The sequence below is a fragment of the Enterobacter sp. WI-ESBL-E8 genome, from assembly GCF_053364895.1.
The window spans coordinates 1378955-1392767 of record NZ_JBRWXJ010000001.1 but is presented as its reverse complement, the minus strand read 5'-3'; the positions used below and the strand labels follow the sequence as shown (position 1 = coordinate 1392767).

At 57.7% G+C, this 13813-nt stretch carries 10 protein-coding genes; 9 read left to right on the top strand and 1 reads right to left on the bottom strand.

The features are described from left to right. Positions 1-132: 132 nt before the first annotated feature. The 9 genes from kdpF to potE all read left to right on the top strand — a co-directional run bounded on the left by kdpF (position 133) and on the right by potE (position 12063). A complete protein-coding gene (kdpF, locus tag ACWHWP_RS06605; RefSeq protein WP_014069365.1) occupies positions 133-222 on the top strand; it encodes a K(+)-transporting ATPase subunit F in 90 nt (29 codons plus the stop codon). Then, complete coding sequence (kdpA, locus tag ACWHWP_RS06600) at positions 222-1901, top strand: potassium-transporting ATPase subunit KdpA (protein ID WP_447855276.1); 1680 nt, start codon at positions 222-224, stop codon at positions 1899-1901. The genes kdpF and kdpA overlap by 1 nt, the downstream gene beginning before the upstream one ends. Before the next feature lie 18 nt (positions 1902-1919). Then, the gene (gene kdpB / locus ACWHWP_RS06595) at positions 1920-3968 is read left to right on the top strand and encodes a potassium-transporting ATPase subunit KdpB (RefSeq protein WP_063955525.1); all 2049 of its coding nucleotides are present in this window, start codon (positions 1920-1922) and stop codon (positions 3966-3968) included. A 12-nt stretch (positions 3969-3980) separates the two neighbouring features. Beyond that, a complete protein-coding gene (gene kdpC / locus ACWHWP_RS06590) occupies positions 3981-4556 on the top strand; it encodes a potassium-transporting ATPase subunit KdpC (protein ID WP_447855275.1) in 576 nt (191 codons plus the stop codon). Then, positions 4557-7244, top strand: coding sequence for a two-component system sensor histidine kinase KdpD (gene kdpD, locus ACWHWP_RS06585; protein ID WP_063955521.1), 2688 nt, complete (start codon positions 4557-4559; stop codon positions 7242-7244). Beyond that, positions 7241-7918 carry a two-component system response regulator KdpE gene (kdpE, locus tag ACWHWP_RS06580; RefSeq protein ID WP_059310959.1) on the top strand — a complete coding sequence of 226 codons (678 nt, stop codon included), beginning with the start codon at positions 7241-7243 and terminating at the stop codon, positions 7916-7918. The genes kdpD and kdpE overlap by 4 nt, the downstream gene beginning before the upstream one ends. Positions 7919-8196: 278 nt before the next feature. Next, positions 8197-8301 (top strand): leader peptide SpeFL, encoded by a 105-nt coding sequence (speFL, locus tag ACWHWP_RS06575; protein WP_003858645.1) that lies wholly within the window; start codon positions 8197-8199, stop codon positions 8299-8301. 253 nt (positions 8302-8554) lie between these two features. Continuing rightward, positions 8555-10753, top strand: coding sequence for an ornithine decarboxylase SpeF (gene speF, locus ACWHWP_RS06570; RefSeq protein WP_447855274.1), 2199 nt, complete (start codon positions 8555-8557; stop codon positions 10751-10753). Then, the gene (potE, locus tag ACWHWP_RS06565) at positions 10750-12063 is read left to right on the top strand and encodes a putrescine-ornithine antiporter (protein WP_059310961.1); all 1314 of its coding nucleotides are present in this window, start codon (positions 10750-10752) and stop codon (positions 12061-12063) included. Before speF ends, potE begins: the two co-directional genes overlap by 4 nt. 89 nt (positions 12064-12152) lie before the next feature. Here the strand turns inward: potE and pgm are convergent, their stop codons facing one another. Continuing rightward, the gene (pgm, locus tag ACWHWP_RS06560) at positions 12153-13793 is read right to left on the bottom strand and encodes a phosphoglucomutase (alpha-D-glucose-1,6-bisphosphate-dependent) (protein WP_063429960.1); all 1641 of its coding nucleotides are present in this window, start codon (positions 13791-13793) and stop codon (positions 12153-12155) included. Positions 13794-13813: the final 20 nt, after the last annotated feature.

Here is a 13813-nt window from a genome sequence, read left to right as displayed (position 1 = left end):
CTTATCTATAGTTAAATTGTGGGCTTTCTCATTTTTATACTTTTTTTACACCCGCCCTTCTCATTTTTGCGAAATCTTTGCGCCATAAATCCTACCGTTAGCACAACAACAAAAGTCACCCGGAGGTGGATTGTGAGTGCAGGTCTTATTGCCGGCATCGTGCTGGTGTTCCTGTTACTGGGCTATCTGGTTTATGCCCTGATTAATGCGGAGGCATTCTGATGGCTGCTCAGGCGTTTTTGCTTATCGCCAGCTTCTTAGCGGTCCTGTTCGTCCTGGCCCGGCCACTGGGAACAGGGCTGGCACGGCTTATCAACAACGTCCCCTTGCCCGGCACGGGAAGCGTTGAGAAAGGGATCTGGCGCGTGCTGGGAATACACGATCGGGAGATGAACTGGCGCGAATATCTGCTAGCCATTCTGCTGCTGAATATCGTTGGGCTGATTGCGCTTTTTGCCATGCTGATGCTGCAGGGCAGTCTGCCGCTGAACCCGCAACAATTACCGGGCTTGTCCTGGCATCTTGCGCTGAACACGGCGGTCAGTTTTGTCTCCAACACCAACTGGCAGTCCTATTCCGGTGAAACCACGCTGAGCTACTTTAGCCAGATGGCCGGCTTAACCGTGCAAAACTTCCTTTCTGCCGCCAGCGGTATCGCGGTGATCTTCGCGCTAACGCGCGCGTTTGCCCGCCAGAAAGTAAGTACGCTGGGCAATGCCTGGGTGGATCTGACGCGCATAACGCTGTGGATCCTGCTGCCGATTGCGCTGCTGATCGCGCTGTTCTTTATTCAGCAGGGCACCCTGCAAAACCTGCTGCCTTACGCCCCTTATACCTCGCTGGAAGGGGCAAAACAGCTCCTGCCGATGGGGCCCGTCGCGTCGCAGGAAGCCATCAAGATGCTCGGAACGAACGGCGGGGGCTTCTTTAACGCCAACTCGTCGCATCCGTTTGAAAACCCTACCGCACTGACCAATTTTGTACAGATGCTGGCCATTTTCCTGATCCCCGCCGCGCTCTGCTTTGCCTTTGGCGACGTGGTCAACGATCGTCGTCAGGGTCGCACCCTGCTCTGGACGATGTCGCTTATCTTTGTGGTTTGTGCCGCACTGGTGATGTGGGCCGAATGGCAGGGGAACCCGCACTTCCTCTCGCTGGGCGCCGATAACGCGATCAACATGGAAGGTAAAGAGAGCCGCTTCGGCATTCTCGCCAGCAGCCTGTATGCGGTAGTCACCACAGCGGCCTCGTGCGGCGCGGTCAATGCCATGCACGATTCCTTTACGGCACTGGGTGGCATGATCCCGATGTGGCTGATGCAGATTGGCGAGGTTGTGTTTGGCGGCGTGGGCTCGGGTCTTTACGGCATGCTGCTGTTCGTGCTGCTGGCGGTGTTTATAGCCGGTCTGATGATTGGCCGCACCCCGGAATACCTGGGTAAAAAAATCGACGTTCGCGAGATGAAGTTAACCGCGCTAGCGATTCTGGTCACCCCTGCCCTTGTGCTGCTCGGCACCGCGCTGGCGCTGATGACCGAGGCCGGACGCAGCGGCATCTTTAACCCGGGTATTCACGGCTTTAGCGAAGTGCTATATGCCGTCTCCTCGGCCGCCAATAACAACGGCAGCGCCTTTGCTGGCTTAAGCGCCAACTCACCGTTCTGGAACTGCCTGCTGGCGTTCTGCATGTTTGTGGGTCGCTTCGGGATCATTGTGCCGGTCATGGCGATTGCCGGATCGCTGGTGAATAAAAAAATTCAACCGACCACCACCGGGACATTACCGACCCACGGCGCGCTGTTTATCGGCCTGCTGGCGGGCACCGTGTTGCTGGTCGGCGCCCTGACCTTTATCCCCGCCCTCGCGTTAGGCCCGGTCGCGGAATACCTCTCTTTACGCTGATTTTGCGGAGAAATTGTCATGAGTCGTAAACAACTGGCCCTGTTCGAACCGTCATTAGTTCGCCAGGCGCTCATGGATGCGGTGAAAAAACTGAGCCCGCGCGTGCAGTGGCACAACCCGGTGATGTTTATCGTCTGGGCGGGAAGCGTCCTGACCACCGCCCTGGCAATTGCCATGGGAACGGGCCACATGCCGGGAAACGCAATGTTTACCGCCGCCATCAGCCTTTGGCTGTGGTTTACCGTGCTGTTCGCTAACTTTGCGGAAGCGCTGGCGGAAGGCCGGAGTAAAGCCCAGGCCAACAGCCTGAAAGGGGTGAAAAAAACCGCCTTCGCGCGCAAGTTACGTGAGCCGAAATACGGCGCGCAGATGGATCACGTTCCGGCGGATGAACTGCGTAAAGGCGATGTGGTGCTGGTGGAAGCCGGTGACATTATCCCTTGCGACGGGGAAGTCATTGAAGGGGGCGCATCGGTGGACGAAAGCGCCATTACCGGGGAATCCGCGCCGGTTATTCGTGAATCCGGCGGCGATTTCGCCTCCGTGACGGGAGGGACGCGCATTCTCTCCGACTGGCTGGTGATCCAGTGCAGCGTGAACCCGGGTGAAACCTTCCTCGACAGGATGATCGCCATGGTAGAAGGCGCGCAGCGTCGTAAGACACCCAACGAGATTGCCCTCACCATCCTGCTGGTGGCGCTGACCATCGTCTTCCTGCTGGCCACCGCGACGCTGTGGCCGTTCTCCGCCTACGGCGGCACCGCGGTCACCATCACTGTTCTGGTAGCTCTGCTGGTCTGCCTGATCCCAACCACCATTGGCGGCCTGCTGTCTGCCATCGGCGTGGCCGGGATGAGCCGCATGCTTGGTGCTAACGTCATCGCCACCAGCGGGCGTGCGGTGGAAGCCGCGGGTGACGTGGATGTCTTGCTGCTGGATAAAACCGGGACCATTACCCTCGGTAACCGCCAGGCGTCAGATTTCTTACCCGCCCCGGGGGTGGATGAAAAAACGCTGGCGGATGCGGCACAGCTCTCCTCCCTTGCCGATGAAACCCCGGAAGGCCGCAGCATTGTGGTTCTCGCCAAGCAGCGCTTTAACCTGCGCCAGCGCGACGTGCAGAGCCTGCATGCCACTTTCGTGCCCTTCACGGCGCAAACCCGCATGAGCGGCATTAACATTCAGGATCGCATGATCCGTAAAGGCTCTGTTGACGCCATCCGTCGCCACATTGAGGCTAACAACGGCCACTTCCCACCGGAAGTGGACAGCCTGGTCGAGAGCGTGGCCCGTCAGGGAGCAACGCCTCTGGTGGTGGCCGAGGGGGCGCGCGTGCTGGGGGTGATCGCCCTGAAGGATATCGTCAAAGGGGGCATCAAAGAGCGCTTTGCCCAGCTGCGTAAAATGGGGATCAAAACGGTGATGATCACCGGGGACAACCGTCTTACCGCGGCGGCGATTGCCGCCGAAGCGGGCGTGGATGATTTTCTTTCCGAAGCAACCCCGGAAGCCAAGCTGGCATTGATTCGTCAGTATCAGGCGGAAGGCCGTCTGGTGGCAATGACCGGTGACGGTACCAACGATGCCCCAGCCCTCGCGCAGGCCGACGTGGCGGTAGCGATGAACTCCGGTACGCAGGCGGCAAAAGAAGCGGGCAACATGGTTGACCTCGACTCCAACCCAACCAAGCTGATTGAAGTGGTGCACATCGGCAAGCAGATGCTGATGACGCGCGGTTCGCTGACCACGTTCAGCATCGCCAACGACGTGGCGAAGTATTTCGCCATCATTCCGGCCGCGTTTGCCGCGACCTATCCGCAATTAAACGCGCTGAACGTGATGCATCTGCACTCTCCGTCCTCGGCCATTCTCAGTGCGGTGATTTTTAACGCCCTGATTATTGTCTTCCTGATCCCGCTGGCGCTGAAGGGCGTGAGCTATAAGCCGCTCACCGCCGCCGCCATGCTGCGCCGCAACCTGTGGATTTACGGCCTCGGCGGGCTGGTGGTGCCTTTCATCGGTATCAAGGTTATCGACCTGCTGTTGACGCTATTTGGCCTGGTTTAAAAGGTGAATCAAATGACGATGTTACGCCCCGCTATACTTCTGTTTATTCTGCTGTCTCTCATTACCGGCGGGCTTTACCCGCTGGTGACCACCGCGCTGGGCCACTGGTGGTTTAAGGATCGGGCCAACGGCTCGCTGATTATGCAAAACGGTGAAAACCGCGGTTCGCGCCTGATTGGACAGAACTTTACGGATGCCCGCTACTTCCAGGGACGCCCTTCCGCCACTGCCGAAAGCCCGTATAATCCGATGGCATCCGGCGGCAGTAACCTGGCGGGCAGCAACCCCGAGCTGGACAAAGCCGTCGCCGGGCGCGTGGCAGCCCTGCGCGCCGCTAATCCGCAGGCCAGCCGTGACGTTCCCGTGGAGCTGGTAACCGCGTCGGCCAGCGGGCTGGACTACAGCCTGACGCCGGCAGCGGCGGCATGGCAAATTCCGCGCGTCGCCGCCGCCCGTCAGCTGACCGTCGAACAGGTTAGCCAGCTGGTTGCAGAGCACACGCAAAAGCCGCTGGTCAGCTTCATCGGCATGCCCGTGGTGAATATTGTTGAGCTGAATCTGGCGCTGGACGCGCTAAGGAAAAACTAAATGACCGACGAGCCCATGCGCCCGGATCCGGACAGGCTGCTCGAACAGACGGCTGAAGCCCATCGCGGCAAACTGAAAATTTTCTTTGGCGCCTGCGCGGGCGTCGGGAAAACCTTCGCCATGCTGACGGAAGCCCAGCGGCTTCGGGCGCAGGGGCTCGATATTCTGATCGGCGTGGTAGAAACCCACGGACGTAAAGAGACGGCATCGCTGCTGAAGGGGCTGGCCACCCAGCCGCCCCGACGCATCAGCCACCGCGGTCGGTTAGTCACCGAATTCGATCTCGATGCCGCCCTCGCCCGCCGTCCCGCTCTTATCCTGATGGACGAGCTGGCGCACAGCAATGCGCCAGGCTCACGCCATCCCAAACGCTGGCAGGACGTTGAAGAGTTGCTTGAGGCCGGCATTGATGTTTTCACGACGGTTAACGTTCAGCATCTCGAAAGCCTGAACGACGTGGTGAGCGGCGTGACCGGCATTCAGGTGCGCGAAACGGTACCCGATCCCTTCTTTGATTCCGCCGACGAGGTGGTGCTGGTCGACCTGCCCCCCGATGATTTACGCCAGCGCCTGCATGAAGGCAAAGTCTATATCGCCGGCCAGGCCGAGCGCGCCATCGAACATTTCTTCCGCAAAGGCAACCTGATTGCCCTGCGCGAACTGGCCCTGCGGCGAACCGCAGACCGGGTGGACGATCAGATGCGCGCCTGGCGCGATTTACAGGGACAGGAACGCGTCTGGCACACGCGGGACGCCATCCTGCTGTGCGTGGGCCACGGCAGCGGCAATGAAAAGCTTGTCCGTACCGCCGCTCGCCTGGCGGCCAAATTTGGCAGCGTCTGGCACGCGGTGTATGTCGAAACGCCGCAGCTGCACGCGCTGCCCGAAAACCAGCGCCGCGCTATTCTAAGTTCGCTGCGCCTGGCGCAGGAGCTGGGCGCGGAAACCGCCACCCTTTCCGATCCCCAGGAAGATAAAGCCATTCTGCGCTACGCGCGCGAGCATAACCTGGGAAAAATCGTGATTGGCCGTCGCCAGCATCGCCGCTGGTTTAGCCGCGAATCCTTTGCCGACAAGCTCGCCCGCCGCGCGCCGGATCTGGACCTGGTGATCGTGGCGCTGGATGACAAACCCACGCCCTTACCAACTCGCGCGCCGGACAGCCGCACCTTCAGCGATAAATGGCGCATTCAGCTCCGCGGCTGCCTTGTCGCCGTCGTGCTCTGCACCCTGATTACCGTGATTGCCAGCCAGTGGCTGATAGCGTTTGATGCCGCCAACCTTGTGATGATTTACCTTCTTGGCGTGGTGGTGGTGGCGCTCTTTTACGGGCGCTGGCCGTCGGTACTGGCGACGGTCATCAACGTCATCAGCTTCGATCTATTCTTTATCGCCCCGCGCGGCACGCTGGCGGTTTCGGACGTGCAGTACATTCTCACCTTTGGCGTGATGCTCACCGTCGGGCTGGTGATCGGGAATCTGACGGCGGGCGTGCGCTATCAGGCGCGTATCGCCCGCTACCGCGAACAGCGCACGCGCCATCTCTATGAGATGTCGAAATCGCTGGCGGTTGGCCGTACCCCGCTGGATATTGTGCAGACCAGCGAGCAGTTTATCCGCTCGACGTTTCATGCCAGCAACCTGATTTTACTCCCGGACGAACGCGGCAGGCTGCGCCCGCTGACGTCGGCCTCAGGCATGACGCCCTGGGACGAGGCCATCGCGCGCTGGAGCTTTGATAAAGGATTACCTGCGGGCGCAGGGACCGACACCCTGCCCGGCGTGCCTTATCAAATTCTGCCGCTGCGCAGTGCCGATAAAAATCAGGGGCTGGTCATCGTTGAGCCCTCCAACCTGCGCCAGCTGATGATCCCCGAACAGCAGCGCCTGCTCGAGACCTTCACCCTGCTGGTTGCCAGCGCGCTCGAGCGGCTGGCGCTCACCGCCAGCGAAGAGCAGGCCCGGCTGGCAAGCGAGCGTGAAAGCATACGTAACTCGCTGCTGGCGGCGCTGTCTCACGATCTGCGGACCCCGCTCACCGTCCTGTTTGGCCAGTCAGAAATCCTGACGCTGGACCTGGCGGCGGAAGGTTCTAAGCACGCCCTTCAGGCAAGCGAAATCCGCCAGCACGTGCTGAACACCACGCGTCTGGTGAATAACCTGCTTGATATGGCGCGTATTCAGTCAGGCGGCTTTAACCTGAAAAAAGAGTGGCTCACGCTTGAAGAGGTGGTGGGCAGCGCCCTGAAAATGCTCGAGCCTGGCCTCGGTGGGCGACATATCGCGCTGAACATGCCTGAGCCCCTGACCCTGATTCACGTTGATGGCCCGCTGTTCGAACGGGTGCTGATCAACCTGCTGGAAAATGCCGGCAAATATGCGGGTGCCAGCGCGCGGATTGGCGTGGATGCGACGGTGGAAGACAGAACGCTTCATCTTGAGGTCTGGGATACCGGTCCGGGCATTCCTGCCGGGCAAGAGCTGGCTATTTTTGAAAAATTCGCGCGCGGCAATAAGGAGTCGGCTATTCCGGGCGTCGGGCTGGGGCTGGCGATTTGCCAGGCAATTATTGACGTCCACGGCGGGTCCATTTCCGCAGAGAATCGTCCGGAAGGCGGTGCGCGTTTTTGTGTTACACTTCCTCTGGAAACTCCGCCAGAACTTAATGAATTACCAGAGGATTTGTGATCAACGTTCTGATTGTTGAAGATGAGATCGCCATTAGCCGGTTTCTGCGCGCTGCGCTGGAAGGGGACGGTCTGCGCGTTCATGACGCGGGTACGCTTCAACGGGGTTTAATTGAAGCCGCCACCCGCAAGCCGGACCTGGTGATCCTCGATCTTGGGCTGCCGGATGGCGACGGCATCGATTTCATTCGGGAAGTCCGCCAGTGGAGCCAGATGCCGATACTGGTGCTCTCCGCCCGCACTGAAGAGACGGATAAAATCGCCGCGCTGGATGCCGGGGCGGATGACTACCTGATTAAACCTTTTGGCATCGGCGAACTGCAGGCTCGTCTTCGCGTGGCGCTGCGTCGCCACAGCGCAACCACGCCAGCCGACCCAGTCTATACGTTTAGCGATATCCGGGTTGACCTGGCCGCGCGACGCATTGTGCGCGGTGAAGAAGAGATCCATCTCACGCCAATCGAGTTTCGCCTGCTCGCCGTGCTGCTCAACAACCACGGTAAGGTACTTACCCAACGCCAGCTGTTAAATCAGGTGTGGGGACCTAACGCTGTAGAACACAGTCACTATTTACGCATATATATGGGACACCTTCGTCAGAAACTCGAAGTTGACCCCGCTCGCCCTCGCCATTTATTAACTGAAACCGGTATCGGTTATCGGTTTATGGTCTGAATATCTATTCACTATTATTTTTAATTAATAATAGAAACCCACCATCACTCATTTAAAATAAAACCATTAAGAACATCTTTCATTATTTTATCGCGTTAAAACATTAGAAAAACATGTTATTAACACCACATCAACAAATCAGAATTTTGATCTGAGATATTCATCAAAAACGAATATTTATTTCTAAAATGATCGGTTAACGGTGATCATGATCACAGTTAATCCCTTTTCCCCGGATAAAATGACCATGCTTTCAATTACTGAAAGGAAAATGAAACATGGAAAACAATAATCGCTTGATGCCCCATATAAGGCGGACAACACATATCATGATGTTTGCCCACCGAAACTGCTTTGACTTTCACCTCTTTAACGCCCGGTAGTCCTTCGACTTCTGGCGCACTCGCTTACAGGCCATCCTAAAAAACCTTATTTTACAGGCTATTGCCTGTGAACTCGTGCGCTCATTCATCTTGATTCAGACTCATCCGCACCGGGCGGACTGAATTTCAATCATCAAAAAAGCAATTCACTGATTTTAATCAGCGGCCACCCTTTGCTTTTTTTCCGGAAAATTATCGATTTCTTTCTTGCAAGAAATCGAGGGACGCTTATACCTAAAATAAAGAGAGAAAGATGAAAAATTTAAAAATCGCAGCCAGCCGTGCATGTCCGGATTGTTTTACTACCCGGCGTGAACTGGTGGATGTCAGGGCCTCGGATTATATTGACGTTGCCGCCGTTGTTCTGGCGGTCAGCGATATTACTGACGGCATCCTGGAAGAAATAGAAGCCACCGGCTTTGGCATTCCTGTTTTTGTCGCGACGCACAAAGAAGAGATTATCCCGGCAGACTATTTATCGCGCATTCATGGCGTATTTGAGTATTCAGACACCAGCAACGACTTTTACGGACGCCAGCTGGAAGCGGCAGCCCAGAAGTATGAAATCCAGCTGCGCCCGCCGTTTTTCCGCGCCCTGGTCGACTACGTGAAGCAGGGCAACAGCGCGTTCGACTGCCCGGGGCATCAGGGTGGGCAGTTCTTCCGCCGTCATCCTGCTGGCAACCAGTTTGTCGATTTCTTTGGTGAGACGCTTTTCCGCTCCGACCTGTGCAACGCCGACGTGGCGATGGGCGATCTGCTGATCCACGAAGGCGCGCCGTGCATTGCGCAGCAGCATGCTGCAAAAGTCTTTAACGCCGATAAGACCTACTTCGTGCTGAACGGCACCTCATCATCCAACAAAGTGGTGCTTAACGCCCTGCTCACGCCGGGCGACCTGGTGCTGTTTGACCGTAACAACCATAAATCCAACCATCACGGTGCCCTCCTCCAGGCAGGCGCGACGCCGGTCTATCTGGAAACCGCGCGCAACCCTTACGGCTTCATTGGCGGCATTGACGCCCACTGCTTTGAAGAACGTTATCTGCGCGAGCTCGTGGCAGAGGTCGCACCTGGCCGTGCACGCGATGCGCGTCCGTTCCGTCTGGCGGTGATTCAGCTGGGTACCTACGATGGCACCATCTATAACGCCCGTCAGGTGGTGGATAAGATTGGTCATCTGTGTGATTACATCCTGTTTGACTCGGCCTGGGTGGGTTACGAGCAGTTTATCCCGATGATGGCCGACTGCTCTCCGCTGCTGCTGGAGCTGAACGAAAACGATCCGGGGATCCTGGTTACCCAGTCCGTGCATAAACAGCAGGCAGGCTTCTCGCAGACCTCGCAAATCCACAAAAAAGACAGCCACATCAAAGGCCAGCAGCGCTATGTCCCGCACAAGCGGCTGAATAATGCCTTTATGATGCACGCCTCCACCAGCCCGTTCTATCCGCTGTTTGCCGCGCTGGACATCAACGCCCGAATGCATGAAGGCCAGAGCGGGCGCAACATGTGGATGGACTGCGTGGTGAACGGTATCGAAGCGCGCAAGCTGATCCTGCAAAACTGTCAGTATCTGCGCCCCTTCGTGCCGGAAACGGTGGATGGCCGTCCGTGGGAAAGCTGGGACACGGCGGAAATTGCAACCGATCTGCGCTTCTTCCACTTCGTACCGGGTGAAAACTGGCACGCTTTTGAAGGCTACGCTGAGCATCAGTATTTTATCGATCCGTGCAAGCTCTTGCTGACCACGCCGGGCATTAACGCCCGCACCGGTGAGTATGACGACTTCGGCGTGCCCGCCACCATCCTCGCCAACTTCCTGCGTGAAAACGGCATTGTGCCGGAGAAATGCGATCTCAACTCGATCCTGTTCCTGCTCACGCCAGCCGAAGATATGGGCAAGCTGCAGCAGCTGGTGGCGCAGCTGGTGCGCTTCGAAAAACTGCTCGAAAGCGATGTGCCGCTGAAAGAGGTCCTGCCTTCTCTCTACAAACAGCATCCGGCGCGTTACGCGGATTACACCCTGCGCCAGATCTGCCAGGAAATGCATGACCTGTACGCCCGCCATAACGTGAAACAGCTGCAAAAAGAGATGTTCCGCAAGTCTTACTTCCCACGGGTGATGATGAACCCGCAGGACGCGAACTACGCCTACCTGCGCGGTGAGGTTGAACTGGTGTCCCTGCGCGACGCGGAAGGCCGCATCGCCGCCGAAGGCGCCCTTCCTTATCCGCCAGGGGTGCTGTGTGTTGTTCCTGGGGAAGTCTGGGGCGGTTCCGTGCTGCGCTACTTTGCCGCGCTGGAAGAAGGGATCAACCTGTTACCGGGCTTTGCACCAGAGCTACAGGGCGTATACGTCGAGGAGTGTGACGGTCGCAAACAGGTTCGCTGCTACGTCATTAAACAACCCGCCGCTCAGCCCGCGCTGCTGAAGGGAGAGAAATTATGAGTAAGTCCAATAAGATGGGCGTGGTGCAACTGACCATTCTCACCATGGTGAACATGATGGGTTCCGGGATCATCATGCTGCCCACCAAGCTTGCCGAAGTGGGAACCATTTCGATTATTTCCTGGCTGGTGACCGCCGTAGGTTCAATGGCGCTGGCGTGGGCATTTGCCAAGTGCGGGATGTTCAGCCGCAAGTCAGGCGGAATGGGAGGCTATGCGGAGTATGCCTTTGGCAAGTCGGGCAACTTTATGGCCAACTATACCTACGGCGTGTCGCTGCTGATTGCTAACGTGGCGATTGCCATCTCCGCCGTGGGTTACGGTACGGAGCTGTTTGGTGCCACGCTCAGCCCGGTCCAGATTGGTTTAGCCACCATCGGCGTGCTGTGGATCTGCACCGTGGCCAACTTTGGCGGCGCGCGCATCACCGGACAGCTGAGTAGCATCACCGTCTGGGGCGTGATTATCCCGGTTGTGGGTCTATGCGTCATCGGCTGGTTCTGGTTCAGCCCGACCCTGTACGCGAACTCCTGGAACCCGCACCATGTGCCGTTCTTTACCGCTGTCGGGTCCTCCATCGCCATGACGCTGTGGGCCTTCCTCGGTCTGGAATCGGCCTGTGCAAACGCGGAAGTGGTAGAGAACCCGGAAAAGAACGTCCCGATTGCCGTTCTGGGCGGAACGCTGGGCGCGGCGGTGATCTATATCATCTCGACTAACGTTATTGCCGGCATCGTACCGAACATGGATTTGGCTAACTCCACGGCACCGTTCGGGCTGGCCTTCGCGCAGATGTTCACCCCGGAAGTCGGAAAAGTGATCATGGGGCTGATGGTTATGTCCTGCTGCGGTTCGCTCCTCGGCTGGCAGTTCACCATCGCGCAGGTTTTCAAATCTTCGGCTGATGAAGGTTACTTCCCGAAAATCTTCTCCCGCGTGACCAAAGCCGATGCGCCGGTGCAGGGCATGTTGGCCATTGTCATCTTCCAGAGCGGATTGTCACTGATGACCATTAGCCCGTCGCTGAACAGCCAGTTCAACGTGCTGGTCAACCTGGCGGTAGTGACGAATATCATTCCATATATTCTGTCGATGGCGGCGCTGGTGATTATTCAGAAAGTCGCGAAGGTGGATCCACGCAAGGCGCGTGCGGCGAATATCGTGGCGCTGATTGGGGCGATTTACAGCTTCTATGCGCTCTACTCATCCGGCCAGGAGGCGATGCTGTATGGCGCGATGGTGACCTTTATGGGCTGGACGCTGTACGGTCTGGTATCGCCGAGATTTGAATTGAAGAATAAGCATAGTTAAAAAAAGCCCGGTGGCGCTAGCGCTTACCGGGCCTACGATCGCTGTTGTAGGCCGGACAAACGCAGTGCCGCCCGGCACACAAACCGCACTTACGCGTTTTTCAGCACTTCGCTGACAATCTCTACCGCTTCTTTCTCAATCTGCTGGCGATGCTCAGCGCCGAGGAAGCTTTCGCAATAGATTTTATACGCATCTTCCGTACCGGATGGACGCGCAGCGAACCAGCCGTTATCGGTCATCACTTTCAGACCGCCAATGGATGCGCCGTTGCCCGGTGCCGCCGTCAGACGCGCGGTGATCGGGTCACCCGCCAGGGTGCTTGCGCTGACCATTTCCGGAGAGAGTTTGGACAGGGCCGCTTTCTGGGCTGACGTCGCGCTAGCCTGAATACGGTTATAGCTTGGCGCACCAAAACGCTCCGCCAGCTCATTGTAATGTTCCTGCGGGTTCTTACCGGTGACCGCGGTGATCTCCGCCGCCAGCAGGCACATGATGATGCCGTCTTTATCGGTTGACCATGGCGTGCCGTCGAAGCGCAGGAATGACGCACCGGCGCTCTCTTCACCACCGAAGCCGAAGCTGCCGTCGTGCAGACCGTCAACAAACCATTTAAAGCCAACCGGCACTTCCACCAGCTTGCGACCCAGCGCGTCGACCACGCGGTCGATCATGGCTGAAGAGACCAGCGTCTTACCGACAGCAACCTCTTTGCCCCACTGCGGACGGTGCTGGAAGAGGTAGTTAATTGCGACCGCCAGATAGTGGTTCGGGTTCATCAGCCCGGCAGGGGTGACGATTCCGTGACGGTCATAATCCGGGTCGTTAGCAAACGCCAGGTCGAATTTATCGCGCAGCGCCAGCAGGCCCGCCATGGCGCACTCGGAGGAGCAGTCCATACGGATCGCGCCGTCTTTATCGAGGTGCATAAAGCGGAAGGTCTGATCGACGTGATCGTTCACGATGGTCAGATTCAGCTTGTAATGCTCGGCGATACGTTTCCAGTATTCAATACCGGAGCCGCCCAGCGGATCCACACCCAGCTTCAGGCCGGCTTTCTGAATCGCCGCCATATCAACGATATCCGCCAGTCCTTCCACGAAAGGCTGAACCAGATCCTGCTCTTTCACGTGGCCGGACGCCATGGCGGCATCCAGGGAGATGCGCTTCACGCCTTTCAGATCGTCAGCCAGCAGGGCATTTGCACGGTCTTCCACCACTTTGGTGACGTTGGTGTCTGCCGGGCCACCGTTAGGTGGGTTGTATTTGATGCCGCCGTCTTCCGGTGGGTTATGGGATGGCGTGATAACGATCCCGTCAGCCAGCGCGCCACCTTTTTTGTTGTGCACCAGGATAGCGTTCGACACCGCAGGCGTTGGGGTGAAACCGTTGTTCTCCTGAACAATCACATCAACGCCGTTTGCGGCCAGCACTTCCACAACAGAGATGAACGCCGGTTCAGACAGCGCATGGGTGTCTTTGCCCACGTAGCATGGACCGGTAACGCCGTTTTTAGCGCGCTCTTCCGCAATGGCCTGAGCAATGGCCAGAATGTGCGGTTCGTTAAAGCTGTGGCGCGCCGCGCTGCCGCGGTGACCAGATGTACCAAACTTCACTGCGTGTTCTGCGTTGCCCACGACCGGTTTCAGCACGTAATACTGCGCGGTCAGCTGAGCGACGTTAATCAAATCGCTTTGTTGTGCAGGTTGGCCTGCACGGCTGTGATTTGCCATTACCGGGTCCTTCTGATGCA